The 26,588-nt window shown below is 63.1% G+C and carries 25 protein-coding genes and 1 tRNA gene; 14 read left to right on the top strand and 12 right to left on the bottom strand.

The window, feature by feature from the left end:
• Nucleotides 1–288 precede the first annotated feature (288 nt).
• The gene (locus tag U1737_RS03715; RefSeq protein WP_332795680.1) at nt 289–3,762 is read left to right on the top strand and encodes a class I SAM-dependent DNA methyltransferase; all 3,474 of its coding nucleotides are present in this window, start codon (nt 289–291) and stop codon (nt 3,760–3,762) included.
• A 65-nt stretch (nt 3,763–3,827) separates the two neighbouring features.
• Here U1737_RS03715 and U1737_RS03710 read toward each other — a convergent pair whose 3' ends face one another.
• From U1737_RS03710 to U1737_RS03670, 9 genes are all read right to left on the bottom strand, one after another.
• A complete protein-coding gene (locus U1737_RS03710; RefSeq protein ID WP_332795679.1) occupies nt 3,828–4,532 on the bottom strand; it encodes a DUF2290 domain-containing protein in 705 nt (234 codons plus the stop codon).
• Entirely contained in the window at nt 4,522–5,340 is an 819-nt protein-coding gene (locus tag U1737_RS03705; protein ID WP_332795678.1) for an ATP-binding domain-containing protein, read from the bottom strand. The genes U1737_RS03710 and U1737_RS03705 overlap by 11 nt, the downstream gene beginning before the upstream one ends.
• 166 nt (nt 5,341–5,506) lie before the next feature.
• Nucleotides 5,507–6,631, bottom strand: coding sequence for a DEAD/DEAH box helicase (locus tag U1737_RS03700; RefSeq protein ID WP_332795677.1), 1,125 nt, complete (start codon nt 6,629–6,631; stop codon nt 5,507–5,509).
• Nucleotides 6,632–6,885: 254 nt separating this feature from the next.
• Nucleotides 6,886–6,961 (bottom strand) — tRNA-Lys (locus tag U1737_RS03695).
• A gap of 158 nt (nt 6,962–7,119) precedes the next feature.
• Nucleotides 7,120–8,226 carry a rod shape-determining protein RodA gene (gene rodA / locus U1737_RS03690; protein WP_248521814.1) on the bottom strand — a complete coding sequence of 369 codons (1,107 nt, stop codon included), beginning with the start codon at nt 8,224–8,226 and terminating at the stop codon, nt 7,120–7,122.
• Nucleotides 8,227–8,275: 49 nt separating this feature from the next.
• Nucleotides 8,276–10,318 carry a penicillin-binding protein 2 gene (gene mrdA, locus U1737_RS03685; protein WP_332796031.1) on the bottom strand — a complete coding sequence of 681 codons (2,043 nt, stop codon included), beginning with the start codon at nt 10,316–10,318 and terminating at the stop codon, nt 8,276–8,278.
• Nucleotides 10,319–10,344: 26 nt separating this feature from the next.
• Nucleotides 10,345–10,875 carry a rod shape-determining protein MreD gene (gene mreD, locus U1737_RS03680; RefSeq protein ID WP_332795676.1) on the bottom strand — a complete coding sequence of 177 codons (531 nt, stop codon included), beginning with the start codon at nt 10,873–10,875 and terminating at the stop codon, nt 10,345–10,347.
• Nucleotides 10,876–10,885: 10 nt separating this feature from the next.
• Nucleotides 10,886–11,758: a rod shape-determining protein MreC gene (locus tag U1737_RS03675; RefSeq protein ID WP_332795675.1), complete on the bottom strand. Its 873-nt coding sequence runs from the start codon at nt 11,756–11,758 to the stop codon at nt 10,886–10,888.
• Between the two features lie 105 nt (nt 11,759–11,863).
• A complete protein-coding gene (locus tag U1737_RS03670) occupies nt 11,864–12,907 on the bottom strand; it encodes a rod shape-determining protein (protein WP_055878614.1) in 1,044 nt (347 codons plus the stop codon).
• 171 nt (nt 12,908–13,078) lie between these two features.
• Between U1737_RS03670 and mutL the strand changes: the two genes are divergently transcribed.
• Nucleotides 13,079–14,884, top strand: coding sequence for a DNA mismatch repair endonuclease MutL (gene mutL / locus U1737_RS03665; protein ID WP_332795674.1), 1,806 nt, complete (start codon nt 13,079–13,081; stop codon nt 14,882–14,884).
• Nucleotides 14,885–14,891: 7 nt separating this feature from the next.
• Here mutL and U1737_RS03660 read toward each other — a convergent pair whose 3' ends face one another.
• Together U1737_RS03660 and U1737_RS03655 are read right to left on the bottom strand one after the other, a co-directional pair.
• Nucleotides 14,892–15,317, bottom strand: coding sequence for a DUF2442 domain-containing protein (locus U1737_RS03660; protein ID WP_332795673.1), 426 nt, complete (start codon nt 15,315–15,317; stop codon nt 14,892–14,894).
• Nucleotides 15,301–15,513 carry a DUF4160 domain-containing protein gene (locus U1737_RS03655; RefSeq protein ID WP_332795672.1) on the bottom strand — a complete coding sequence of 71 codons (213 nt, stop codon included), beginning with the start codon at nt 15,511–15,513 and terminating at the stop codon, nt 15,301–15,303. The genes U1737_RS03660 and U1737_RS03655 overlap by 17 nt, the downstream gene beginning before the upstream one ends.
• Nucleotides 15,514–15,697: 184 nt before the next feature.
• Here U1737_RS03655 and U1737_RS03650 point away from each other — a divergent pair, with 184 nt between their 5' ends.
• The 9 genes from U1737_RS03650 to U1737_RS03610 all read left to right on the top strand — a co-directional run bounded on the left by U1737_RS03650 (nt 15,698) and on the right by U1737_RS03610 (nt 23,111).
• Nucleotides 15,698–15,943, top strand: a complete 246-nt coding sequence (locus U1737_RS03650) for a hypothetical protein (protein ID WP_332795671.1) — start codon at nt 15,698–15,700, stop codon at nt 15,941–15,943.
• A 154-nt stretch (nt 15,944–16,097) separates the two neighbouring features.
• The gene (rpsM, locus tag U1737_RS03645; RefSeq protein ID WP_056015521.1) at nt 16,098–16,466 is read left to right on the top strand and encodes a 30S ribosomal protein S13; all 369 of its coding nucleotides are present in this window, start codon (nt 16,098–16,100) and stop codon (nt 16,464–16,466) included.
• An 84-nt stretch (nt 16,467–16,550) separates the two neighbouring features.
• The gene (gene rpsK, locus U1737_RS03640) at nt 16,551–16,940 is read left to right on the top strand and encodes a 30S ribosomal protein S11 (RefSeq protein ID WP_031395237.1); all 390 of its coding nucleotides are present in this window, start codon (nt 16,551–16,553) and stop codon (nt 16,938–16,940) included.
• Nucleotides 16,941–17,037: 97 nt separating this feature from the next.
• The gene (locus U1737_RS03635) at nt 17,038–18,108 is read left to right on the top strand and encodes a DNA-directed RNA polymerase subunit alpha (protein WP_031395236.1); all 1,071 of its coding nucleotides are present in this window, start codon (nt 17,038–17,040) and stop codon (nt 18,106–18,108) included.
• A gap of 180 nt (nt 18,109–18,288) precedes the next feature.
• On the top strand, nt 18,289–18,711 hold the full coding sequence (gene rplQ, locus U1737_RS03630) for a 50S ribosomal protein L17 (RefSeq protein ID WP_248521802.1): 423 nt from the start codon (nt 18,289–18,291) through the stop codon (nt 18,709–18,711).
• Nucleotides 18,712–18,950: 239 nt separating this feature from the next.
• Nucleotides 18,951–20,507, top strand: a complete 1,557-nt coding sequence (gene guaA, locus U1737_RS03625) for a glutamine-hydrolyzing GMP synthase (protein WP_332795670.1) — start codon at nt 18,951–18,953, stop codon at nt 20,505–20,507.
• 76 nt (nt 20,508–20,583) lie between these two features.
• Nucleotides 20,584–21,513 carry a subclass B3 metallo-beta-lactamase gene (bla, locus tag U1737_RS03620; RefSeq protein ID WP_332795669.1) on the top strand — a complete coding sequence of 310 codons (930 nt, stop codon included), beginning with the start codon at nt 20,584–20,586 and terminating at the stop codon, nt 21,511–21,513.
• A 6-nt stretch (nt 21,514–21,519) separates the two neighbouring features.
• Nucleotides 21,520–22,173 carry a DUF969 domain-containing protein gene (locus U1737_RS03615; protein ID WP_248521796.1) on the top strand — a complete coding sequence of 218 codons (654 nt, stop codon included), beginning with the start codon at nt 21,520–21,522 and terminating at the stop codon, nt 22,171–22,173.
• Nucleotides 22,170–23,111 carry a DUF979 domain-containing protein gene (locus U1737_RS03610; protein WP_332795668.1) on the top strand — a complete coding sequence of 314 codons (942 nt, stop codon included), beginning with the start codon at nt 22,170–22,172 and terminating at the stop codon, nt 23,109–23,111. The genes U1737_RS03615 and U1737_RS03610 overlap by 4 nt, the downstream gene beginning before the upstream one ends.
• A gap of 4 nt (nt 23,112–23,115) precedes the next feature.
• On the opposite strand, the gene cysS is transcribed toward U1737_RS03610, so the two are convergent.
• A complete protein-coding gene (gene cysS / locus U1737_RS03605; protein ID WP_248521794.1) occupies nt 23,116–24,543 on the bottom strand; it encodes a cysteine--tRNA ligase in 1,428 nt (475 codons plus the stop codon).
• Nucleotides 24,544–24,708: 165 nt separating this feature from the next.
• On the opposite strand from cysS, the gene rpsU reads away from it, so the two are divergent.
• The 3 genes from rpsU (at nt 24,709) to U1737_RS03590 (ending at nt 26,558) form a co-directional block, all read left to right on the top strand.
• Nucleotides 24,709–24,915 carry a 30S ribosomal protein S21 gene (rpsU, locus tag U1737_RS03600; protein WP_055878578.1) on the top strand — a complete coding sequence of 69 codons (207 nt, stop codon included), beginning with the start codon at nt 24,709–24,711 and terminating at the stop codon, nt 24,913–24,915.
• Nucleotides 24,916–25,075: 160 nt separating this feature from the next.
• On the top strand, nt 25,076–25,654 hold the full coding sequence (locus tag U1737_RS03595; protein ID WP_132740541.1) for an FKBP-type peptidyl-prolyl cis-trans isomerase: 579 nt from the start codon (nt 25,076–25,078) through the stop codon (nt 25,652–25,654).
• A 187-nt stretch (nt 25,655–25,841) separates the two neighbouring features.
• Nucleotides 25,842–26,558, top strand: a complete 717-nt coding sequence (locus U1737_RS03590) for a Crp/Fnr family transcriptional regulator (RefSeq protein ID WP_248521792.1) — start codon at nt 25,842–25,844, stop codon at nt 26,556–26,558.
• The last annotated feature ends 30 nt before the right edge of the window (nt 26,559–26,588 follow it).

The following is a 26,588-nucleotide window of genomic DNA, read 5'->3' as shown; positions in this document are numbered from 1 at the left end:
GCGATGCTGCAGGAGCTTCATAGAAGCCGAAAGGCACTCCGCGTGAGGTATCGGTGACCTACCATGTCAGAGACCGCCACGGAGCTTTACAGTCGCGCTGGAAGAGGGCTGTTAGCTGCGGCCTCTCTTTGATCGTCCGGCACCGATGCTGATTCATTGCATGGGGAGGGGACAGCCTCCGCTCAGTTTACCTGGGAGCGCCCCCTCGCTGAAGCCCAACGCAATCGGCCGGGCCGTTGGCCTTCTGGCAGGTTGCTTATGGCTTAGGTTAGTAACTAAGACATCGGCATGGGACATGACGCGGAAGTCGAACGGTTTATAGAGCACTGGCGCGAGACCGGTGGATCGGAGCTGGCGAACACGCAGAGCTTCATCAACGCCCTGTGCCGACTGATCGGCGTCGAGCCACCGCATGGTAGTCGCGCCGACGATGCCCACAACGATTACGTGTTCGAGCGGCGCGTGTTTCAAGACAACGGCGACGGCTCTAAAAGCTTCGGTCGCATCGATGCCTACAAGCGCGGTGCGTTCATCCTAGAAGCCAAACAGGGTAGCGACGCCGACCGCGCCGCAGCCGAGCGTGGCGAGGATGATCTCGACCTGTTCGGGCAGACCGCCACTGTGCGCATGAAGCGCGGCACTGCACGTCGCGGCACGCCGGGCTGGGCGAAGGCGATGGTGCAGGCGAAAGGACAGGCTGAGCGCTACGCCAAGGCCCTTCCTGTCGATCACGGCTGGCCGCCGTTCTTGCTGATCACGGACATTGGCTACTGTATCGAGGTCTATGCCGACTTCACCGGTAGCGGGAAGGCCTACGCACAGTTTCCCGATCGGTCGCGCTACCGCATAATGCTAGAGGATCTTCGCGACCCCGACGTCCGCACGCGTCTCGCCGCGGTCTGGACCGATTCCAAGAGTCTCGATCCTTCGGCTCAATCGGCACGTGTCACGCGCGAGGTGGCCGACCTGCTCGCTACCATCTCGCGCAGGTTGGAGGCGCGGGGCCATTCGGCGGAGGCAGTCAGCGGCTTCCTGATGCGACTGCTGTTCACAATGTTTGCCGAAGATACCGGCGTACTGTTGCCGCAGGACAGCTTCAAGACACTGCTACGCGGTCAGTTAGACCATCCCCAGCATCTCCATCACCAACTGTCGTCGCTGTGGGCCGCGATGGACAAGGGCACGTTCGCGCCCGCGCTCGGCATCCCGGTCAAGCGCTTCAACGGCTATCTGTTCAAGGATACCGCCGCCCTCCCGCTCAATCGCGACGAGTTACTAGTGCTGATCGAGGCGTCAGAGAAGGACTGGACCGAGGTCGAGCCCGCGATCTTCGGCACGCTTCTCGAACGCGCGCTCAGCCACAAGGAGCGTGCTAAGCTCGGCGCGCATTACACTCCGCGCGCTTATGTTGAGCGCCTTGTAGGCCCTACCATTATCGAGCCGCTCCGCGCCGACTGGGCGGGCATACGCGTCGCCGCCGCTGAATTGATTGATCAGGGCAAGTCCGGCGAAGCTCTCCACACGGTCGAGGCGTTTCATGGCCGCCTTGCCGCTACCCGCGTACTTGATCCAGCGTGCGGCACCGGTAATTTCCTTTACGTTGCCATGGCGCGGATGAAGGAGCTGGAAGGCGAGGTCCTCGACCTGCTGATGGACCTAGGTGACACGCAATATGTCGCCGAACTAACTGGCCACACCGTTACCCCTGAGAATTTTCTGGGAATCGAAATTAACCCGCGCGCGGCAGCGATCGCGCAGCTGGTGCTGTGGATTGGCTACCTGCAATGGCATTTTCGGGTGAACGGGAAAACCAGCCCGCCGCCCGAACCGATCTTGCGCGACATCCGCACGATCGAGAATCGCGACGCGCTGATGGACTGGGACGCGCGGGTGCTCGAGCGCGACGAGACTGGGGCGCCCGTTAAGCGCTGGGACGGCGAGACGATGAAGATCCACCCAGTGACGGGAAAGCCAGTGCCCGACGAAGCCGCGCGGGTGGAGGTTTATCATTACGTCAAGGCGAAGGCGGCGACATGGCCCAAGGCGCATTTCATTATCGGAAATCCGCCATTCATAGGCGGCAATGACATTCGGCCGCGGCTCGGTAACGGCTATTTCGAAGCGCTGTTCCGCTCGACGAACGTCCCAGAAAGCGCTGATTTCGTCATGCATTGGTGGGACAGGGCCGCGCTTGCTGTGCGCAAGGGCGGAACTCGTCGCTTTGGGTTTGTCACCACAAATTCCATCACGCAGTTATTTAGCCGCCGCGTCATTGTTCCACATCTTACCGCCAAGGACCGGGTATCTATTCGCTTCGCGATTCCAAACCATCCGTGGATTGATGAAAAGGAAGGAGCAGCCGTACGGATCGGGATGACGGTAGTCGAGTTAGGCGAGTCCGAAGGGGCGCTGTTTGATGTAATAAATGAACGAGAGGCGCCCGAGCACATCGCGTTTGCGCAGCAAGTCGGAATGATAGGTGCTGATTTGCGTGTCGGTGCTGCAGTTTCGGATGCCTACGCGTTGAAGGCAAATGACCGATTGTCGGCAAAAGGTATTATATTTTTGGGTGACGGGTTTTTGCTGCCACTTACCGAACAAAAGATTTTTGAGTCTTCAGATGATGCTTTTCTGATAAAGAACTACGTTAGTGGACGGGATCTGACAGGTAGAGCTAGGAATATAAAGATTATCGATGTCGACCACCTGAATGATACCGATTTGCTTCGGGACCATCCAAATATTTATCAGCGATTGGTCAATCTCGTGAAGCCGTTTCGCGATCAAGATCGGGATCAGGCTAGACGGAGTATGTGGTGGAAATTTGGACGGCGAAACACAGATCTTCGCTTATCACTCAGCGGCATATCTCGCTACATAGGTACAAGTGAGACCTCTAAAAGACGAACGTTCCAGTTTGTTGAAATGCCAACACTGCCCGATCAAACGGTTATTGCTATTGCGCTGGACGACGCTTTCGCGCTTGGTGTACTTTCTAGTAGTATTCATGTTTGTTGGGCACTTGCGGCAGGTGGGCGTCTAGGTGTCGGGAACGACCCACGCTACAATAAGACCCGGTGCTTCGACCCCTTTCCCTTCCCTGCCGACGTGCCCGAACTGCTAAAGGCACGGGTCCGCGCCGAGGCCGAGGCTCTCGATGCGTTGCGCAAGCGCGTGCTTACTGAGCATCCCGACTTGACGCTGACAAAGCTCTACAATGTATTGGAGGCGTTGCACGCAGCGGACCGCGGCGGGCCCGCGCTGACCGATAAGGACCGCGACGTTCATGATCGCGGGCTGGTAACGCTGATCCGTAAGCATCACGATGCGATCGATGACGGTGTCGCGGACGCGTATGGCTGGGGTGAGGCACAACGCGCGGGCACGCTCGACGACGAGACGATCCTCACTCGGCTAGTCGCGCTGAACGCCGAACGCGCCGCCGAAGAGACGCGCGGGTTGATCCGGTATTTGCGACCTGAATTTCAGGACCCCGGCTACCGGGCGCCGATCTCTGGGGCATTCGATCTGGGTGAGAGCGCCGCTGCTGCACAAGACAACATCATTCTATGGCCCGCGACTTTGCCCGAGCAGGTCGGTGCGGTACAGCAGGTCCTCGCCGCCGCCGCCACGCCGTTGGCAGCGCAGGAGATTGCGCGCAGCTTCAGGGGCAAGCGGGCGGCTACCGTTCGCCCAGTGCTTGATGCTCTCGCTGGCCTCGGCATGGCACGCCGGCTAAAAGACGGACGTTACGCCGCTTGAACTATACTCATTGCCTGCCGCACATGAGTCAACGATGTGCTAGCCTTTGCCGTAGTAATTGCAGCTTACTGCGAAGCAAAATGAAGGGAGCGGCGTTCAATCTCTGAGAATTCATGAACAAGGTGTATGCGACCAAGTTCTGTAGCTAATCGTCGATCTAGGCATTCCTCCTCCCGGCCACCATGGAAAGAGCTAAGAGGATTCCACTCCGCTGGATAATAAAGACGTAATACTATCATGATAAACGTCAGCGGATCTAGTGGTCTAGACAGCGCCCATCTATTGTCAGTGTGTCGCCCAATATGCAGGTGGGCTGCCGGGTGTGATATCTCGCGATACTGAGCGACAGAATATTCGAAGCGCAATGGTGGGATTGAACCATAGTAAGGCAGTTCGTCTAGCAGGCTTGTCACTTCTTCGTTGTCCAGCTCGCCGAGAGATTCTAACGTCTCCCAATCAGACACAGTTTTTTGCGCCACATCAACGCCAGACAACCATGGATTTGGTAGATACGCGAGTCTCCAAGAGGTTTCGCTATCCCAACTAAACTGAAATACCGCGTAATCATTTAACATCACATTATACTGAGATAGCGAAACCGCAGCGCGGTATATTTGGGAGTAGGTAGACTCCATATTTAAGGCTACCTCGTTGAAATCTCTGTTAACTGGCAAAGATAAAGTTGAAGAAACCGTCCTTGTTAGTTTCAAATTATGATGTACTAGGTCGACTGCTTGAACAATCCGACGCCGAAAATCTTCACCGCGCATTGCGAGGCTGTCCAAGGATATCGACAAGGTCATCATCGGTGAGGCCTAGCTCGTCCTTAACCTTGTTCATCTCCTCTCGGGCTCGCAGAAGCCGCGCGTCGCGTTCGGCGAGATCGCGCTGAATGGTCTCGATTTCCAACGGGTCGGGCATTGTAAAACGTAGCTCGGGCGCATTCGCCATAGCTTGATTCATTTCGCGAAGTAGGGGGATGAACTTTTCTCCCTGACCGGTTACACGAAGCCACCCTTTTGTCCGGGTGAATGCTGTAAAAAGGCGGTTTCGCCCAGTGCGACTGCGCAATGGCACGCCGTCGCAACCTAATACGGCAACTACCGCCGCCTCGTTGCCTTTTGCCCGGTAGACTGTCGAAAGCGTAACCTTCCCCTCAATCATAAATGGGGGCTCGCTGAACCTGTCGGCGATTATATTGTTCGACTGAATTCCTACGGCAGCGAGCTTGGCCCCTAGCTCTGAAAGATAAACCTTTGCCGCTCTGTCATCGATAGCAATGGCCATGAGCTCGTGCGGCTCAAGGCCGGAAGCGATGAACCGTTGAAACTCGGCTACGCAATAGTCGACTTCCTCAGTAAGATTAGCTTTGTGCACGCCCTCGACACTTGGAAGACCAGCCGGGGCGGTAAGTATTGCAGGACTGTTGCGGTCGGGACGTCGGATGACGGTAGGAGAGCCAGGTTGAAAATTGCCTGCCAATACCTCATAGCCTACGTCTTCCCAGTGGGCGCCATTCTGCAGCATCTGAACCGGCTTCTCGCTATAGATGCCAAATCCAATTGCGTGCGCCAACACAAGTATGTCTCGTTGATTTCGGTAGCATTTCGGGAGTACGAAGTCGTTCGTCTCCGCTGTTGCAGGTACTGATCGACGCAGCGATATTCTGGGACGGCCGTCTCCATCAATGCCGAAAAGCTCTTCGGGCGTGCGAACCCTTACATCAAAAATATCCTGTAGTTCGTCATACGCCCAAATGATCTGCTTTGAATCTCTTGGCCCTCTCGTCAAGAAAAAAGCACATTTGATAGAAGCCCTCCGGAAAATCCTGACCTTCGTCAATAAGAACCAGATCATAGAAAGGAACGATTCTGCCGGTCGCGACTAATGCCTTGCAAACGTAATCAAACGGATTCCGTTTTCCTTGAACTTCGCCGAACGGAATGGGAGAGATGCCAGCGCGCAGGGCTGCTTCGCGATAAACGCCCGGCAAATTCTTCTGGCCCCAACCATGTTGTATATCGATCCTGCTCCAATCAGGTTCACCCTCCGCGAAATGCCGGTAAAATCGCGTTATAGAGCGCGTCAGATGGTCGCGTAGGCTTCGGGTGTAATAGGTTACAAGAATGCGAGCTTCTGGGTTCTCAATATGGGCCAATGCTGCTTTCATGGCGAGGATGACCGTTTTACCCGAGCCGGCAAGTCCGCGTATTCTTTGAGGACATGGAAGGCTGGTCAGCGCGACGTGACGTTGTTGCGCATCAAATTTATGTATCTCCTGCTCCAGCTTGGCGAACGCAACTGCTGCTGGCTTCGTATCTGGGTTTTCAATATGCCGGCGACTGGGGCGGCTTAGCGCCTTGGCCCCCTCAAGGATGGAACGCGCTTCGTCGATCGCGCGCGCTTGTAACCGTTGATTTTCAATGCCCTTTACGAGATTGAGAAGGCCGGGTTCCGAGCTGGCTAGCTCGGACTGTTGCAGCGGTAGACCATCAAAACCCGGCGCGTAAACCACCGGTGTGACATCGAAGCTGAGCTTGCGGTTCTTGCCGCGAAGCGCTGCGCTTTTCAGCATTTGCGCCTCAGCGGTCGCCGCCGCTTGCGCGATGCTATCGTCGGCCTCGACCATGATAATCGGAGTCGGGTTGCTAAGGTAGCGAATGAGCAACAAGCCTGTCCGCTCGCTGAGCAGGGCTAGGTCAACAGGGTGGCCGACGGCCTCATAATCCTGAAACTTGGGCCAACCATAGTAGAGTACCCCGTTTTCGATGCCCAGATCGGCAGCGTTGAGTTGGAGGGCCGTGATCGCGGCTTGGATCGCAGGGTAGCGGGCTTGGTCCGTCCGGGTCGGTATGAATTCGAGTGCCACTAGCTCTTCCCTGAAACTGAAGGCGTAAGCCTACCCGTTAGCAAGCTAGCGAGAAAGGACGTGTCGCCCTTGGGAGATTTATAGAACCCAAAAACACCGAAAAATATGATGTGATCCCGCAGAGGGGATTGAGATAGGCGCGGGCATTAGTCGGAAAAAAGGGTGGTACCCTTGCGCCTGAAATCAGCCTGCTACCTATTTGCTACCTGATCTCGGAGCTGCCCAATCAAAGGGCCGCTAAGTCATTGAAAAGATGGTGGACGCACTTGGGCTCGAACCAAGGACCCGCTGATTAAGAGTCAGCTGCTCTACCAACTGAGCTATGCGTCCATTCCGGGGCGGTTTTGAGTGGCGCCCTGGTGTGGCGCCCCGCTGCTGGAGGCGCGCTGTTAGCAGACTCATCGGAGGCCGCAACCCCCTTTTCGTCGATCCGAGTCCGTTTTCGTCGATCGAGCCGTTTTTTCGCGAAATAAGCCGAATTATCCGGCCTACCAGCCGACCGTCTTGCGGTTCTGGCGGTCGATCGACATCAGGATGCCGAGGCACAGCAGCACGGTCATCTGCGCCGAACTGCCGAAGCTCACCAGCGGCAACGGGATGCCGACGACCGGCGCAAGGCCCATCACCATCATCAGGTTGATCGCGACGTAGAAGAAGATCGTGGTGGCGAGGCCGGCCGCGGTCAGCCTGGCGAAGCGGCTGTTGGCGCGCTGGCCGACCTCGATCCCCCAGCGGATCACCAGCAGGAAGGCGAGGATCAGCAGGCACCCGCCGACGAGCCCCCATTCCTCCGCCATCGTCGCGAAGACGAAGTCGGTATGGCCTTCGGGGAGGTAGTCGAGATGGCTCTGCGTGCCCTGGAGGAAGCCCTTGCCCCAGATCCCGCCCGAGCCGATCGCGATCTTCGACTGGCTGATGTGATAGCCGGTGCCGAGCGGGTCGCTCTCGGGATCGAGAAAGATCAGGATGCGGTTGCGCTGATAATCGTGCAGCAGGAAATTGATCGAGAGCGGGATCGCGATCGCGGCCGCGATCGCGCCGCCCATGAACAGCCGCAGGGGCACGCCCGCGAGGAACATGACGGTCGCGCCGCCCGAGCAGATCATGAGCGCGGTGCCGAGATCGGGCTGTTTCATCACGATCGCCGCGGGAACGGCGATCAGCAGCGCGGCGGGCCAGATCCCGCCGAACCGGCGCGTCTCGCCGGGTGGGAGCATGTCGTAGAATTTCGCCGCCGCCAGCACGATCGCGGGCTTCATGAACTCGGACGGCTGGAGGCGGATGAAGCCGAGGTCGAGCCAGCGCTGCGACCCGCCCGAAACCTTGCCGAGGATCTCGACCGCGATCAGCGACAGCACGATCAGCGCATAGGCGGGCAGCGCGACGGCCTTCCACGTGCGCTCGGGGATGTAGGACAGCCCCATCGCCCCGGCGAGCAGCACGAAGAAGCGGATGCCCTGCGACAGCGCCCAGGGCCGCAGCGATCCGCCCGCCGCCGAATACAGCACGATCTGCCCGAAACAGCCGATCGCGATGACGAGGATGATCACCAGCCAGGGAAGCTTGGCGAGCGGTTCGGGGACGATACGGTTCATCGCGTGCGCCTGATGGGAGTCATTCGGTCGGGATTCATTCGATCCGGGATCATTGCTGGCGTTCCCGCGTATCGTCCTCGGCGACCGTGCTGCCGGGCGTGGTGAGCGCCTCCTGCGTCGCGTTGGCCATGTCGGTGGCGTTGACCACCGCGGGCGCGTCGCTGGGCACGATCGCGTCGGTCTTGGTGGCGATCGCCGCGGGCGGGGCGGACTGCGCCTTGCGGTACGTCTCCGCGGTCGCGGCCATGCGCGTGCGGATATCGCCGCCCCAGGTCGGTTCGACCTCGGCGAGCGATTTCAGCGCACGGTCGCGGTCGAGCATATAGGTCATGATGTCGCGGGCGATCATCGGCGTGTCGAGGTTGCGCACGGTGTGGCCGTTATGCTCCAGCACGACCGCCAGCGCATAGCGCGGATTATCGGCGGGCGCGAAACCGATGAACAGCGCGTGGTCGCGCATCTTGAACGGCAGCTGGCCATTCTTCAGCACGCCCGAGCGCCGTTCCGCCATCGTGATGCGGCGGACCTGCGCGGTGCCGGTCTTGCCCGCGATCGCGACGCCGGGAATGAGCAGCTTGGCCGCGCCGCCGGTGCCGCCCTGGTTGATCACGCCGAACATCGCGTCGCGGACGCGCGCGAGATGCTCGGAATCGATCGCGAGGGCAGGGGAGTCGCGGTGGACGTGGTTCGCCAGGATGCTCGGCTGCAACGCCCGCCCCGACGCGAGCCGCGCCGCCATCACCGCGAGCTGCAACGGGTTGGCGAGCACATAGCCCTGGCCGATCGACGCGTTCAGCGAGTCCGCGACGGTCCAGTCGTGCTTGTACTTCTTCAGCTTCCACGCCGGATCGGGGACCGTGCCGTAGCGCTGCGTCGAGAAGGGCAGGTCGAACTTCTGACCAAGCCCCAGCACGCGCGCGACCGGCGCGATCGCGTTGTAGCCGACCCGGCGCGCCATCTCATAGAAATAGATGTCGCAGCTCTGCATGATCGCGTTCTTGAGGTCGAGCGGACCGTGGCCGCTCTTCTTGTGGCAATGGAACACGCTGGTCCCGAGCCGCATTGCGCCCGAACAATTGATGCGGGTCGACGGATCGACGCCCGCGTTCATCAGCGCGAGGCCGTTCATCGGCTTGACGGTCGACCCCGGCGGATACAGCCCCTGCGTGACCTTGTTCATTAGCGGGACGTGATCGTCGTCGCTCAGCATCTGCCATTCGAGATGGCTGATCCCGTCCGAAAAGCTGTTCGGATCATAGGCCGGCATCGACACCATCGCGAGCATCTCGCCGGTGCGGGTGTCGATCACCACGACCGATCCGGAGTTGGTGCCGAGCCGCCGCGCGGCATATTCCTGAAGCCCCACGTCGATCGTCAGCCGCGCGGTCTTGCCGGGCACGTCGGGCTTGGTGGCGAGCTCGGCGACCAGCTTGCCGCGCGCGGTAACCTCGACGCGCTTGGCCCCAGCGATGCCGCGCAGTTCGGGCTCGAGCATCTTCTCCAGACCGTCCTTGCCGAGCTTGAAGCCGGGCGTCACGAGCAGCGGGTCGCGCGTCTTCTTATACTGCTCGGCGTTCGGCACGCCGACATAGCCGGTCAGATGCGCGACCGCGGCGCCCGCCGGGTAACTGCGCGCGAACCCGCGGGTGGGGGCGACGCCCGGCAGTTCGGGCAGGCGGACGCTGACCGCGGCAAACCGCTCCCAGTCGAGATTCTCGGCGACCTGGACCGGCTGGAAGCCCGCTGCGTGCTCAAGGTCGATCGCGATCCGCTCGACTTCCTCGGGCGGCAGCTGGAGGATGCGGCCGAGCAGCGGCAGCACGCGCTCCTTGTCGCGGAGGCGATCGGGAATGATGTCGACGCGGAAATCGGTGCGGTTGTTGGCGATCGGTACGCCGTGGCGGTCGACGATCCAGCCGCGGCGGGGCGGCAGCAGCGTCATGTTGACGCGGTTGCTCTCGGACAACATCGTGTAGCGCTCGTTCTGCGCGACCGACAGCCACGCCATCCGGCCGGCGAGCATGAGCCCGACCGCGCCCTGCGCCGCGCCCAGCATCCACGCACGCCTGGAGAAGGTGTACGCCTGCGACATCTCGGTGACGATCCGCGGGGTGTTCCTCACTCGCCGCCCCGCTTGTTCTGGATGAACGCGACGATCCGCGCGGCGAGCGGGAAGCAGAGCATCGTGACGACGATCTGCGCGATCAGCACGGTATCGACATGCGCGCCGACCGGTACCGCGATGAACCGCCCGCCCAGGATGCATGCCGCGATCAGGCCGCTCGCGATCAGCCAGTCCTGCCAATAATCGCGGAACGCCAGGCGCTGTTCGAGCATGTCGATCGCGACGAACGCGAGCGACCACATCAGCACCGCGCTGCCGAGCGGCTGGCCGCTGACCAGATCGTCGAACAGCCCGAGTGGTGCCGCCGCCCAGGGCCGGAACGCGAACCGCGCGAGCAGCCGCCACGCCAGCAGCATGACGAACCCGAACGGCGGCAGCAGCGGGATCGTCGCGACCACCGGGATGATCGTGACCAGCGATCCGGCCATGACCGTCGCCCAAGGGATGGCCCGCGCGCGGCTGGCGGGCAGCTTGGTCTCGAACGGCTTGTAGTCGACGCTGTCGACGACGCGGGGGCGGCTCATCGCGGCACGCTCACTGCGGGGCGATCGGGCGCGGCGGCGGGACCGGCATGAACACCTTCTCGACCAGCGCGAAATCGAGCGTGTCGGGATCGGCGAAGGTGCGCGCCATCACCGAATCCGAGCCGGCCTTGGTGACGCGCGCGACCGGCACGCCGGGGCCGTAGATGCCGCCGGTGCCGGTCGTGACGAAGATGTCGCCCGCGTTGAAGCGGACGTTGGTCGCGTTGACCGAGCGGATGTCGATCATCCCGTCGCCGCGCCCCGCCGCGATCGCGGGCAGGCCATCGCGGGTGCGGCGGACGGGGACGATGCTGTCGCCGTCGCTCAGCAACAGCACGCGCGCCGCGTTTGGCCCGGTCTCGACGACCCGCCCGATTAGGCCATCGGGACCGCGTACCGGCATGCCAGGCTTCACGCCGCTCCACCGGCCGGCGTTGAGCAGGGCATAACGCCGCCCGCTCGACGCGCTCGAACTCACGAGGCGGGCAGTGACCACCGGCTCCGGCGAACGTTCGCGGATCGCCAGGAGGTTGCGTAATCGACGATTGTCATAGGCGATTGTCCTCGCCCGCATCAGCAGCGCACGGGTCCGCTCGCGGTCCGCCCGAAGCGCGACGTTCTCCTGCTTCACGAAGAAGTAATTGCCGATCGCACCGGGGATGCCCAAGATCGACGACCCGACCGCAGCGAACCCCGTAGAGACCGGCGTGGTGACGCCGGCGACGCCCATCCGGAGTGCCGAAAACGCAGGTGGATTGAAGGTGGACGCGACGAGCAGCACCAGGCCCACCACCGCTCCGGCGACGGCGAGCACATAGCCTAGGAACACACTATATTGTCGACGCCGGGAAAACCCCGTGCGCCGGTCGCGGGCTGGCGCCATGCGCCTGTCCCCCTGTCCTCTGGCGTCGCCGAGGCGCAGGCGGCGATCCCCACGACTCGAACGGCGCGATTTCATATCCGTGTGTCTTACAGCAAAACCAACCCTTTAGCCGCTCATCAGGACACCGCGGAACAGCGGGTCCTCCAACGCACGACCAGTGCCCAGCGCGACGCAGGTCAGCGGGTCCTCGGCAACCGTCACCGGTAGGCCGGTCTCGTCGCGCAGCACCTCGTCGAGCCCCTGCAGCAACGCGCCGCCGCCGGTCAGCACGATGCCCTGGTCGACGATGTCCGCGGCCAGTTCCGGCGCGGTGTTCTCGAGCGCGACACGGACGCCCTCGACGATCGTCGCGACCGGCTCGCTGAGCGCCTCGGCGATCTGGCCCTGGTTGATCTGGATCTCCTTGGGCACGCCGTTGACGAGATCGCGACCCTTGATCTGAATGATCATGCCGATGCCGTCGACCGGCGGCTTGGCGATGCCGACCTCCTTCTTGATCCGCTCCGCGGTCGCTTCGCCGATCAGCAAATTATGGTTGCGGCGCACGTACGAGACGATCGCCTCGTCCATCTTGTCGCCGCCGACGCGCACCGACGTCGTGTAGGCGAGCCCACGCAAGCTCAGCACCGCGACTTCGGTCGTGCCGCCGCCGATGTCGACGACCATCGAGCCGATCGGCTCGGTGACCGGCATGTCCGCGCCGATCGCCGCCGCCATCGGCTCCTCGATCAGCCAGACCTGCGACGCACCCGCGTTCGAGGCTGCATCGCGGATCGCGCGGCGCTCGACCTTGGTGGAGCCCGACGGCACGCAGATCACGATCTCAGGCCAGCGCGCGAACTTGCGCGGACCGTGCACCTTCTGGATGAAATACTTGATCATCTGCTCGGCGACGTCGATGTCCGCGATCACGCCGTCGCGCAAAGGCCGGATCGCCTCGATGTTGCCCGGCGTCTTGCCCATCATCATCTTGGCGTCGTCACCGACCGCCTTGACGCGCTTGATCCCGTTGATCGTCTCGACCGCGACCACCGACGGCTCGTTCAGGACGATGCCGCGGCCACGGACGTAGACGACGGTGTTCGCGGTGCCGAGGTCGATCGCCATGTCGTGCGACATGAACTTGAAGAAACGCGAGTAGAAGGCCATTCAATCAGGGTCCCGTAATCCTGTCCGCCGGACGGGCGGACCGCCAGCAAAACATGCGCACACACATCATCTCGCGGAGCCCGCCGGTGGTTTCGAGCACCGGGTGCCTATACTATATTAAGTGGCGTTTGCGGGTCGCGGGATGCCGTCGCTTGGTCTAGACGCAAACCCATGTCAATACGGCGTCTCCCCGAGCATCTGGTCAATCGCATCGCCGCCGGTGAAGTGGTGGAAAGACCCGCCAGCGCGTTGAAGGAGTTAGTCGAAAACGCGATCGACGCAGGCGCGGGGCGTATCGCGATTATCCTTGTCGAAGGAGGCACTTCGCGGATCGAAGTGGCCGATGACGGCTGCGGCATGACCCCTGCGGACATGGCGCTGGCGCTCGAACGGCATGCCACCTCGAAGCTGCCCGACGAGTTTATCGAATCGGTCGTGACGTTGGGCTTTCGCGGTGAGGCGTTGCCCTCGATCGCGAGCGTCGCACGGCTGACGATCGAGAGCCGGATTCGCGGCGCCGAAGGCTGGGCGCGGACCGTCGACAATGGCCGTGTCGAGCGCGAAGGCCCCGCCGCGCTCCCGCCCGGTACGCGGGTGGTGGTCGAGGACCTGTTCGCCCGCGTCCCCGCCCGCCGCAAGTTCCTCCGCTCCCCCCGCGCGGAGTACGCCGCCTGCCTCGACGTCGTCCGCCGGCTCGCGATGGCGCGGCCCGACATCGGCTTCACGCTGGAGCATGACGGCCGCCGCGCGCTGTCGGCGATGCAGGTCGAGGATCGGCCGGGCAGGGTGGCGACGCTCACCGATCGCGCGCTCGCCGACAATTCGGTCGCGATCGACCTCGAACGTGAGGGCTTGGTGCTCGGCGGCGTCGCCAGCCTGCCAACCTACAATCGCGGCATCGCCGACCACCAGTATCTGTTCGTCAACGGACGGCCCGTAAAGGACCGCCTGCTGATGGGCGCGATCCGCGGCGCCTATGCCGAGATGCTCCCCCGCGACCGCCACGCCGTGGTGGCGCTGTTCCTCGACATCCCCACCGATCAGGTCGACGTCAACGTCCACCCCGCCAAGACCGAAGTCCGTTTCCGCGACCCCGCAATGATCAGAGGCCTCATAGTCTCGGGCTTACGCCGAGCGCTCGACGCCGCCGGCCACAGAAGTCAACGCGCCAGCGAGTCCGCCCTTTCCATGTGGCAACCTGAAAACTTCTCCTCTCCCCCCGGGGGAGAGGAAGGGGCCCGTCCGCAAAGCGGATGGGAAGGTGAGGGCACGCCCCAAAGACTAGCGCTAGAAAACCGCCACTATGGCTCGGTAAACGATTTCCGCCCAACCTTCTTCGCGTCACCTCCACAGGCAAGAGCCGAACCCGCCTGGGCACCCCCACCGCAGACCACAGCCTTCCCCATGGGCGTAGCCCGCGGCCAGGTCGCGAAAACCTACATAGTCGCCGAAGCCGAAGACGGCCTCGTCCTCGTCGACCAGCACGCCGCCCACGAACGCCTCGTCCTCGAACGCATGCGCGCAGCCCTGATCGGCGGCACCATAGCAAGCCAGGCCCTCCTGATCCCCGAAGTCGTCGAACTCGACGAATCCGCCTGCGACCGTCTCGAATCCCGCGCCGAAGAACTCTCCGAATTCGGCCTCGATCTCGAACGCTTCGGACCCCACGCCATGCTGGTCCGCGCTACCCCAGCCTTGCTCGGCCAAAGCGACCCCAAAGGCCTCGTCACCGACCTAGCCGACGAACTCGCCGCCTTCGACGAAGCCCTCTCCCTAAAAGAGCGCCTAGACGCAGTAGCCGGCACTATGGCTTGCCACGGCTCCGTCCGCGCCGGCCGCATATTGTCGGTAACGGAAATGAACGCGCTGCTCCGAGAAATGGAAGTCACCCCCCATTCCGGCCAATGCAACCACGGCCGCCCCACCTGGGTAAAACTCGCACACGGCGATATCGAGAAGCTGTTCGGGCGGAAGTAATCGGGCTTTACGCGGCTTTGCGGGGGCGTCCGCCCTTCGCGCCATTCGCCCGTGCTGCTGCGGCCTTGGCGGGCGATGTCGCCTGACCCGCATGTCGAGCCAACTCACGCGTCATCCAGTCACGCGTACCGAACAGGCCCGACACCAGCGCCGGTACGTAGAGATCGGCATCGAGAGCCGGCCAATGGAGATTGAACCCCAGACCGTCGACTTCGACGTCGGCAAGCTGATCGTCGGTCGCGCCATTCAAATCCTGGACGAGTTGGGCCGGGAAGGCATAGGCGCAGCCGTTGGTCAGTTCGAGCGTCACGCGCCCGGTTGCGTGATCGTACCGGGCTTCTGCCGCCCGCACCGCGTTTTTCATCAAGTCCTGCCCACGCGCTTCCGCCGCGTCGAACTGCGCTTCAAGCTGGGGGTCAGTCTTTTGAGCCATGTATCGTCTCCCATGCCGCGAGAAAGTGCGCCTGATGCTCCATCGCTTCAGCCATCAGGCGGCGCAGGTCGGCGCGCTTGATGCCGATGCTCTGGACCATCTCCGGCTTGCCATCGGCACTGAGCAGATTGATCTTCGCCTGTCCTGCGCCGGTGATGTGAACGTGCGCGGGTTCGTGATCCAGGGTGTAGATCACGAACCGAAATCCGAGAGCGCGATGAACCACAACCATTACTACAAATAACCCATCTGATGGGTTTGTGCAATCGGGGCGGCGATGTGTGCTTGGTCGGTCCCACTAGAGATTGACATGCGAGGAGTAGTTATAAGGTCAGGCCTGACATTGGCATTGTCGCGCCATTCAGGGCACAGGGCCGCAAATGGACTCCCTCTCTCTATTCGGCCTAGCCGCAGTCTCGTTCACCCTGCTATGCTACGCCAAGGAGGCCGGGTCGCACTGGTGGACGCTGGGCTTCGCGTTCGGGTGCGTGCTCGGCTCGGTCTACGGCTTCCTGCAGGGTGCGTGGCCGTTCGGGGTGGTCGAAATCATCTGGACGGTCGTCTCGTTCCGCCGCTGGCTCGCGATGCGCCGAGACGTGCCCGCGCCAATGGAACCGCTTGCTTGACAGCGCGTTGGCGCGCGCTTATTCGAACTCTCCCCGACACGACGGTTCCGGCGGCGCTTGTTTGCGTTCGTCGCTATCGTGCGTTTCGGTTCATCGCTAAGAGATGGGGTTCGTGCAGCCATGCCGGACCTCGTGGAGCAGGAGAACCAAGTTCATGGCACGTATCGCGGGTGTTAATATCCCGACCAACAAGCGCGTGGTGATCGCGCTGACTTACATTCACGGCATCGGTTCGACCAAGGCCAAGGAAATCGTCGCGAAGCTCGGCATCGCCGACACCGCACGTGTTCAGGACCTGACCGACCAGGAAGTCCTGCACATCCGCGAGACGATCGACGCCGATCACACCGTCGAGGGCGATCTGCGCCGCCAGACCTCGATGAACATCAAGCGCCTGATGGATCTCGCCTGCTATCGCGGCCTGCGTCATCGCAAGGGCCTCCCGGTCCGCGGCCAGCGCACGCATACCAATGCGCGCACCCGCAAGGGCAAGGCCAAGCCGATCGCCGGCAAGAAGAAGTAATCCACTTTTTCAATGGATTACTCCGCCGGCGCTGGTCCCTACAGACCGCCCGGCGTCACGCAGATACAGGTCAGGAAATACACCATGGCACGCGAACCTCAGCGCATTAAGCGGCGCGAGCGCAAGAACATCACCTCTGGCGTCGCTCACGTGAATGCCAGCTTCAACAACACCATGATCACGATCACCGATGCCCAGGGCAACGCGATCTCGTGGTCGTCGGCCGGCGCAATGGGCTTCAAGGGCTCGCGCAAGTCGACTCCGTACGCGGCCCAGGTCGCAGCGGAAGACGCCGGCAAGAAGGCCGCCGAGCACGGCGTCCGCACGATCGAAGTCGAGGTCAAGGGCCCCGGCTCGGGTCGCGAATCGGCCCTGCGCGCGCTTCAGGCAGTCGGTTTCCAGATCACGTCGATCCGCGACGTGACCTCGATCCCGCACAACGGCGTGCGCCCTTCGAAGCGTCGTCGCGTCTGATTCTCCGCCTCCCGTGCGCGGTTGATCGCGCCGCACGGGTGTATTTTATTGGTCGGCGGACACACCCGTTCGCCGGCCCCCAAATTAGGGGAAGCATGTGTCTGTCAACGCAAAGAACTGGCAGGAACTCAAGAAGCCCAGCGGCCTGGAGAAAAAGGCCGGTGGCGACACCAAGCGCAAGGCGACCTTCATCGCCGAGCCGCTCGAGCGTGGCTTCGGCCTGACGCTCGGCAACGCGCTGCGTCGCGTGTTGCTTTCGTCGCTGCAGGGCGCGGCCGTCACCTCGATCAAGATCGAGAACGTGCTGCATGAGTTCTCGTCTCTGGCCGGCGTCCGCGAGGACGTGACCGACATCGTCCTCAACGTGAAGCAGATCGCGATCCGCATGCAGGGCGAGGGGCCCAAGCGCCTCCAGCTCTCGGCAACGGGTCCGGGTGAAGTCAAGGCCGGCGACATCGCCGTCTCGGGCGACATCGAGATCATGAACAAGGATCTCGTGATTTGCCACCTCGATGAGGGTGCGACGCTCAACATGGAGCTGACCGCCGACATCGGTAAGGGTTACGTGCCCGCGACCGCAAACCGCCCGGCCGATGCGCCGATCGGTCTGATCCCGGTCGATGCGCTGTACTCGCCGGTACGGCAGGTTTCGTACAAGGTCGACCCGACCCGCGTCGGTCAGGATCTGGATTACGACAAGCTGACGCTGACGATCGAAACCGACGGCACGATCACCCCTGAAGACGCAGTCGGCTATGCCGGTCGCATTCTCCAGGACCAGCTCGCGCTGTTCGTCCACTTCGACGATTCGTCGGTGACGCGCTCGTCGGCCCCGATCGGCCAGGCAGCACCCGCTGCCGGTGGTGCGGAGCCCGCAGGCGATACCCAGCAGATCAACCGTTACCTTCTCAAGAAGGTCGACGAGTTGGAACTGTCGGTGCGTTCGGCGAACTGCCTCAAGAACGACAACATCATCTACATCGGCGATCTGGTCGGCAAGACCGAAGCCGAGATGCTGCGTACGCCTAACTTCGGCCGCAAGTCCTTGAACGAGATCAAGGAAGTTCTGTCGTCGATGGGTCTTCGCCTGGGTATGGAAATCCCAGGCTGGCCACCTGAGAACATCGAAGAGATGGCCAAGAAGCTCGAGCAGGAGATTATGGGGTAAGCGCTTCCGGATCCCATGCCGTCACCCCAGCGAAAGCTGGGGTATCGCGGTTCGGGTCCGGTCCGCTCCTCATGGAGATCCCAGCGTTCGCTGGGATGACGGTAATTTGGGTGGGCTCTTCGTCCCCACCAGCTCCCGGGTACCTCATACGGCCCCTGAACGAACGAAAAGGTATTAAACATGCGCCATCGCGTAGGCGGCCGTAAGCTTCAGCGGACCTCGGCCCATCGTCTTGCTCTGTTCCGCAACATGAGCGCCGCGCTCATCAAGCACGAGCAGATCACCACCACCGTCGCCAAGGCGAAGGAACTGCGTCCTTACGTCGAGAAGCTGATCACGCTCGCGAAGAAGGGTGGCCTGTCCAACCGTCGTCTCGCGCACGGCAAGCTGCTCGACGATGCGCAGCTGATCAAGCTGTTCGACGTTCTGGCGACCCGTTATGCGGATCGCAACGGCGGCTACACCCGCGTCATCAAGGCCGGTATCCGCATGTCGGACGCCTCGCCGATGGCCGTCATCGAGTTCGTCGACCGCGACGTCTCGGCGAAGGGCCAGGATTCGGGTCCGGTGATGTCGGACGAGGATTACAACGAAGCGGCATAATCTGTTTCCGCCGAAGCGCTGACCTTCCAATCCTCCCCCGCCAGGGGGAGGTGGCAGGCACAGCCTGACGGAGGGGGAGGCGGCGACAACCTCGGTTGCGTGTCCTCCCCCTCCGTCACCTTCGGCGACACCTCCCCCTTGCGGAGGAGGATCAGATTTACCGCCGATCAGAGGCCGCGTTTCCCATCCGGGAGGCGCGGCCTCTTTCGTTAACGCGTCCATCCGGCTATGCGCCCGACATGGAGCACCCAGACAGCATTCTCATCGTCGATTTCGGCAGCCAGGTAACCCAGCTGATCGCCCGCCGCGTGCGCGAGGCTGGCGTCTATAGCGAGATCGCCCCCTTCCAGTCCGCCGAGGCCGCGTTCGACCGGATGCAGCCCAAGGGAATCATCCTCTCGGGCGGCCCCGCCTCGGTCACGACCGAGAACTCACCACGCGTGCCGCAGCGCTTCTTCGAGGCGGGCATTCCGATCCTCGGCATCTGCTACGGCCAGCAGGTCATGTCCGCGCAGCTTGGCGGCAACGTGATCGTTTCGGGCGACGGCGGCGAGTTCGGCAGTGCGTTCATCGAGGTCAAGTCCAACTGCGCGCTGTTCGACGGCCTGTGGGCGGAAGGCGAGCGCCATCAGGTCTGGATGAGCCACGGCGACAAGGTCGACGCGATCCCGCCCGGCTTTACCCCCGTCGCGGTCTCGACCGGCGCGCCCTATGCGATCGTCGCCGACGAGGCACGTAAGTTCTACGGCGTGCAGTTCCACCCTGAGGTCGTCCACACCCCCGATGGCGGCAAGCTGATCGCCAACTTCGCGCGCCACGTCTGCGGGCTCAGCGGCGACTGGACGATGGCCGAATTCCGCGAGACCAAGATCGCCGAGATCCGCGCACAGGTCGGCAACGGCCGCGTCATCTGCGGCCTGTCCGGCGGCGTCGACTCCGCGGTCGCGGCGGTGCTGATCCACGAGGCGATCGGCGAGCAGCTCACTTGCGTCTATGTCGACCACGGCCTGATGCGCGCGGGCGAGAGCGAGCAGGTCGTCAGCCTGTTCCGGGGCGCCTACAACATCCCGCTGATCCACGTGAACGTCGAGGAGCTGTTTCTGAGCGGCCTCGCCGGGATCACCGACCCCGAGCTGAAGCGCAAGTTCATCGGCAAGACCTTCATCGACGTGTTCGATACCGAGGCGAAGAAGCTCGGCGGCGCGGAGTTCCTCGCGCAGGGCACGCTGTACCCCGACGTGATCGAGAGCGTCAGCTTCACCGGCGGGCCGTCGGTGACGATCAAGAGCCACCACAATGTCGGTGGTCTTCCAGAGCGCATGAACATGAAGCTCGTCGAGCCGTTGCGCGAGCTGTTCAAGGACGAGGTCCGCGTACTTGGCCGCGAGCTCGGGCTCCCCGAGATCTTCGTCGGCCGTCATCCGTTCCCCGGACCCGGCCTTGCGATCCGCATTCCCGGCGAAGTCACCAAGGAACGCTGCGACATCTTGCGCAAGGCGGATGCGATCTACCTCGAGGAGATCCGCGCGGCCGGGCTCTACGACACGATCTGGCAGGCGTTCGCGGTGCTGCTCCCGGTCCGCAGCGTCGGCGTGATGGGCGACGGCCGCACCTACGACAACGTGCTGGCGTTGCGTGCGGTCACCTCGACCGACGGCATGACCGCGCAGGCGTTCCAGTTCCCCGGCGACTTCCTGCCCCGCGTCGCGACCCGGATCATCAACGAGGTCAAGGGCATCAACCGGGTGACCTACGACTACACCTCGAAGCCCCCCGGCACGATCGAGTGGGAATAAGCTAGACGCGCACTGCGCAATCCTCCCCCGGCAGGGGGAGGTGGCTGGCGCTTGCCAGACGGAGGGGGAGGATAAGATGCAGAGGTTACCGCTTACCGCCCCCTCCGTCAGGCTACGCCTGCCACCTCCCCCTGGCGGGGGAGGATCGTCAGGTCGTCGGGCCAAATCACTCGTCGGCGCACTCGCAATCGCCGCCAGCGCCCCGTTGCTCCTCGGCGCCGCAGATCCGCCTGCCTGGACACGTCCCCAAGTCCCGTTCCCCATCGCCGGCCCTATCACCTATGTCGGCAGCGAAGGCATCGCCGCCTACCTGATAAAAACCAGCGCCGGCGCGATCCTGATCGACGGCACGCTCGTCGAGAACGCAGGGATGATCGGGCGCAACATCGCCAAGGCGGGCGTCCGCCTTCGCGACGTGAAGCTGATCCTCGTCACCCACGCCCATTTCGATCATGCTGCCGGAGTCGCCGCGCTCAAGCACGCAACCGGCGCGCGCGTTGTCGCCGGCATCCGCGACGTCCGCGCGCATGAAACCGGCACGCCGCCCGGCGAGACCAACTATGGCGTCATCCGCTTCCCGAAAGTGCACGTCGATCGCGGCATACGCGATGGCGAAACGGTGACCCTCGGCACCACTACGCTGACGGCGCGCGCGACACCCGGGCACACGCCGGGCTGCACGACCTGGACGATGCGTATCCCCGCCAAGCCACGAGAGCTCGACGTGGTCTTCCCATGTAGCGTCAGCGTCGCGGGCAACCGCTTGATCGGCAACCGCGCCTATCCCGGCATCGTCGCCGACTACCGCCGCAGCATCGCGATGCTCGGCACGCTGCATGCCGACATCGTCCTCCCGTCGCATCCCGAACTGGCCGACGTGATCGCCCGCGGCAAGCGCCGCCAGGCCGGTGACACCACTGCGTTCGTCGACCCCACATTGCTCCCGAAGATTGTCGCGAAGGCCAAGGTCGCGTTCGACGCTGATCTCGCCAAGCAGGCACGCTGAGCGGCGATGCTGGTCCTGTGCGGCATCGCGGTGATCGTCGCCGGCTTCCTGCTCCGGTTCAATCCGCTGCTCGTCGTCGCCGTCTCCGCGCTCGTCACTGGCCTGGCCGCCGGCATCGCACCGCTCGCAATCCTCGCCGCGTTCGGCAAGGCGTTCAACGAGAACCGCTACGTCACCGTGATCTACATCGTCCTGCCGGTAATCGGACTACTCGAACGCCACGGCTTACAGGAACGTGCCCGGCTCGCCATCGCTAAGCTCAGAGGCGCGACCGTCGGGCGCCTGCTGATCGGCTACCTCCTGTTCCGCCAACTCACCGCAGCACTCGGCCTCACCTCGATCGCAGGCCCGGCACAGAGCGTCCGTCCTTTGGTCGCGCCGATGGCCGAAGCCGCCGCCGAGGCGCAAGGCGTCGCGCCCGGCGGCGACCGCATCCCCGCAATGGCGGCGGCGACCGACAACATCGGACTGTTCTTCGGCGAGGACATCTTCATCGCGATCGGGTCGATCCTGCTGATGAAGGGCGTGCTGGAGGGCTACGGCATCGTCATCCAGCCGCTCCACCTCTCGATGTGGGCAATACCGACCGCGATCGCTGCGTTCCTGATCCACGGTTTCCGCCTCTGGCTGCTCGATCGCAGACTGGCGCGAGCCCGATGATCGGCACCGGCTTCATCTACGGCGTCGCCGGTCTGATGTTTGCGGCCTTTGCGATCCTCAGCGCGACCGATCGCGCCAACCCGAAGCGTTTCGGCAACGCGGCGTTCTACGCGGTGCTGGCGATCAGCTTCCTGCTAGGTGGAAAGCTCGGCGATATCGGCAACGGCGTTCTCGTCCTCGCCCTTGTCGCGATCGCTGGATCGGGCGCGATGGGGCGGGGCGGGCGTGCCACGACCACATTCGACGAGCGCCGCGCCGAAGCCGCAAGGCTCGGCAACCGGATATTCCTGCCCGCACTGATTATCCCCGCGGCGGCACTCGGCGGCACCGTCCTGTTCCGCGCCGTCCCGAGCCTCGTCGACCCCAAGCAGGCGACGCTCGTCGCGTTGACCTGTGGCGTCCTGATCGCGCTGATCGCGATGCACCTCTGGTTCCGCCCCCGCATCGCGACACCGCTCGCCGAAGGCGTCCAGCTGATGGACGCGATCGGCTGGGCCGCCGTCCTCCCGCAGATGCTGGCCAGCCTGGGAGCGGTCTTCGCGCTCGCCGGCGTAGGCGACGTCGTTGGCAAACTCGCCGGCCACGCGATCCCCGAAGGCAGCCTGATCGGCGCGGTGCTAGCCTATACGCTCGGTATGGCGCTCTTCACGATGGTCATGGGCAACGCCTTCGCGGCGTTCCCCGTCATGGCCGCAGCGATCGGCATACCGCTGCTCGTGCGCCACTATGGGGGCGATCCGGCCGTAGTCGCCGCGATCGGTATGCTCAGCGGGTTTTGCGGTACGCTGATGACGCCGATGGCCGCCAACTTCAATCTCGTCCCCGCCGCGCTTCTCGAGCTCAAGGACAAGAACGCCGTCATCCGCGCGCAGATACCGACCGCCTTGCCGTTGCTCGCGGTCAACATCGGCCTGCTCTACTGGCTCGGCTTTCGCTGAGCCGTCAGCCGAGCTTCCAGTCCCAGCCGAGCGGATCGCCGTCCATGACCTCGACGCCCGCCGCCGCCAGTTCGTCGCGGATCGCATCGGAGCGCGGGAAATCCTTCGCCGCGCGCGCGTCCCGCCGTTCATCGAGCCGGGCGTCGATCGTCGCCTCGTCCAGCTTCGCATCGGCCGGGCGGATGCGCAGATCCTCGCGGCGGATCGTCGCGAGGTCGAGGCCCAGCACCGCGTCGAAATCGATCAACGCGTCCAGCCGATCCGCCGGCGCGACTCGCTTGTCGCCGAGCATCTCGTCGAGGATCGGCAGCGCGCGCGGCGTCGAGAGATCGTCCGACACCGCGGCATCAAGACGATCGCGATAGGCGAGGGCGCTCCCCGAGGGGCCACCCGGCGGTCGCTGGCGCAAGGCGTCGACCGTTATCGCCAGCCGCTTCAGCCGCGTCTGGGCCGCGGCGAGGTTCTCCCACGAGAATTCGAGCTCGCTGCGATACTGCGCCTGAAGGCACATCAGTCGGTAGGCGAGCGGGTGGAAACCGCGATCGATCAGCGTCTGCAGCGTGGTGAACGCGCCCCCCGATTTGGACATCTTGCCCGACCGCTCGACCAGGAAGTTGTTGTGCATCCAGAGCGTCGCGCCGGTATCGCCGCACTCGCAATGCGCCTGGTTCTGCGCGATCTCGTTCGGGTGGTGGATCTCGCGGTGGTCGATCCCGCCGGTGTGGATGTCGAACGTCGCGCCGAGATATTTCTTGCTCATCACCGAGCATTCGAGATGCCAGCCCGGCGCACCGCGACCCCAGGGCGAATCCCATTCCATCTGGCGGTTCTCGCCAGCGGCCGACGTCCGCCAGATCGCGAAGTCCTGCGGGTGGCGCTTGCCTGCGACCGGATCGATTCGTCCCTCGCCGTCATCGTCCTGCGATCGCGCAAGGCGACCATAATCGGGCACCGTGGTCGTATCGAAGTACAGGCCGTCGGGCAGGACGTAGCAATGGCGCTCGGCAATCGACTCCGCGAACGCGATCATCTCGGCGATGTGATCGGTGGCGAGCGGGAATTTGCTCGGCTCGCGGATGTTGAGGTCGACGAGGTTCTGCTTGAACGCATCGGTATAGTGCTTTGCGATCGCCCAGATATCCTGGCCGCTCGCACGCGCCGCCGCCTCCATCTTGTCGTCGCCGACGTCCGCGTCCGAGGTCAGATGCCCGACATCGGTGATGTTGATGATGTGCGTGAGCGGATAGCCCTTCCACGTCAGCACGCGGCTCAGCGTGTCGGTGAAGACATACGCGCGCAAATTGCCGATATGTGCGTAGTTGTAGACCGTCGGCCCGCATGAATAGATGCCGACATTGGTCGGATCGATCGGCCGGAACGTCTCGATCGCGCGCGAGAGACTGTTATAGAGCGTAAGGGGAATTCGGGTCATGCGCCGCTCCTAGCGCTACGGTACGGGTCTCGCAAACGACGCGATTCAACGGGGGCCGGGTGCACAGGCTTGAAACCTCGGGCAGGCGCTGGTAGGGGCCACGGTTCATGCGGCGCGGACCTGTTCGCGACGGCTAAATCTATTCGACCGGAGCTAAACGGGTTTATGCAGATCATCGTACGCGACAACAACGTCGACCAGGCCCTTCGCGCGCTTAAGAAGAAGCTGCAGCGCGAAGGCGTGTATCGTGAGATGAAGTTGCGCCGTCATTACGAGAAGCCGTCCGAGAAGCGCGCGCGCGAGCGTGCAGCAGCGATCCGTCGCTCGCGCAAGCTCGACCGCAAGCGCGCCGAGCGTGACGGCGCACGGTAAGCGTTGACCGGTCCCGCGGATCGATCGTCATCGTGCGATCGGGTGCGGGATCACGATGTTCGGGGTTGTGATCGTCGCAACCCCGTGATGATTCAGTCGCAAGACTTTACAACGGCACGCGCGGCGCTCCGGCGTGACCAGATGACCGGGGCCAGATCCGATGTCGACCGTCACCGCCGTGCCGCTGCAGCCGACCAAGCGCAGCTATCTCGTCTATCTTTGGGTTGGGATCGCGCTCGCGTTGATCGCGGCTGTCGCGCTAGCGCGGCAGGGTGATGATCCGTTGGCGCGCAACGCTCGTGCCCGCGGTGTCGTGGTGACGGCATCGGGTCTTCAGTACAAGGTGCTGGCGCCGGGTAAGACTGGCGCTGCGAAGCCGACCGATGCGGACGTTGCGCTCGTCAATTACGAGGGCAAGCTGCTCAACGGCACTACCTTCGACAAGTCGCAGCAGCCGACGCCGATGCCCGTCACCGGCGTGGTTCCTGGCTTTTCGGAAGCGCTCAAGCTGATGCCGAAGGGCGCGAAGTATCGCTTCTGGATGAAGCCCTCGCTTGGCTATGGCGACAAGGCGACCGGGCCGATCCCGGCGAACTCGACGCTCGTATTCGACGTCGAACTGCTCGACTTCCTGCCGCAGAGCGTCGTCCAGCAGATGCAGGCGCAGGCCCAGATGCAGCAGCGCGGCATGCCGGGCGGCGCCCCGGGTGCTCCCGGTGCGGTCCCCGTCCAGCCTTGATTTCGGCTAGGCTGGCATGGAGTCGCTGCGCCGTTCGGTCGGCGCGCGACCCGTCGGCCTTGAAATCGCCTGATGTAGAGCTTGTCGGGTTTCATCCTCGGTGAGGGCTTGATGAAGATCAGTACGGGTCCCGATCTGTTCTTCTAGGTTCGGCCACGGTACGAGGTCGAACGAAGAGGGGACTTGGATGATCTCGGGTAAATTTCTGTTGGGTCGTGGCCGGCACGAACTGAGCGACGAAGAAAAGCGGGTGCTGGAGGACAGCATCGGGTCGGTGCGGCAGGTCGCCGCCCGGAAGCAGATCGTACGCGCAGGCGCGATCATCGAGACCAGCACGTTGCTGCTCGAAGGGTTCGTATGTCGTTATATGGACGACCGTGAGGGGCAGCGGCAGTTGGTCGCGGTGCATGTCCCGGGCGATTTCGTCGACCTGCATGCCTTCCCGATGAAGCGGCTCGATCATGACATCGCAACGTTGGGGCCGGTCAAGATCGCCTGCTACGATCATAATACGCTGCAGGCGATCACCGAACGCTATCCGCACCTCACCCAAAAGCTCTGGTTCAGTACGTTGCTCGACGCCGCGATGCACCGCGAGTGGATTTTCAGACTGGGTCGCCTGGGTGCCGAGGGTCGGGTCGCGCATCTGTTCTGCGAACTCAACGAACGGCTCGAGATGGTCGGCCTTGCGGCCGATGGCCGGTTCATGCTGCCGATGACCCAGCCGGACATCGCCGAGGCCAGCGGGCTGACGGGGGTACACGTCAACCGCGTGTTGAGAGCACTGCGTGAAAAAAATATGCTGACATTCAAGGCAAATGAGGTCCGTATTCTGGATCGGAAGGCGCTCGCAGCCGTTGCGGAGTTCGAACCACAATATCTGTACGGCTCCAAAGGCGACTGACTGTAACCAAGCAGCCTGTCGAGGGGACCG

Origin of the sequence: Sphingomonas fucosidasi, assembly GCF_036663855.1 — a bacterium.
Classification (GTDB): Bacteria; Pseudomonadota; Alphaproteobacteria; order Sphingomonadales; family Sphingomonadaceae; genus Sphingomonas; species Sphingomonas faeni_B.
This window is presented reverse-complemented; position numbering and strand designations above follow the sequence as displayed.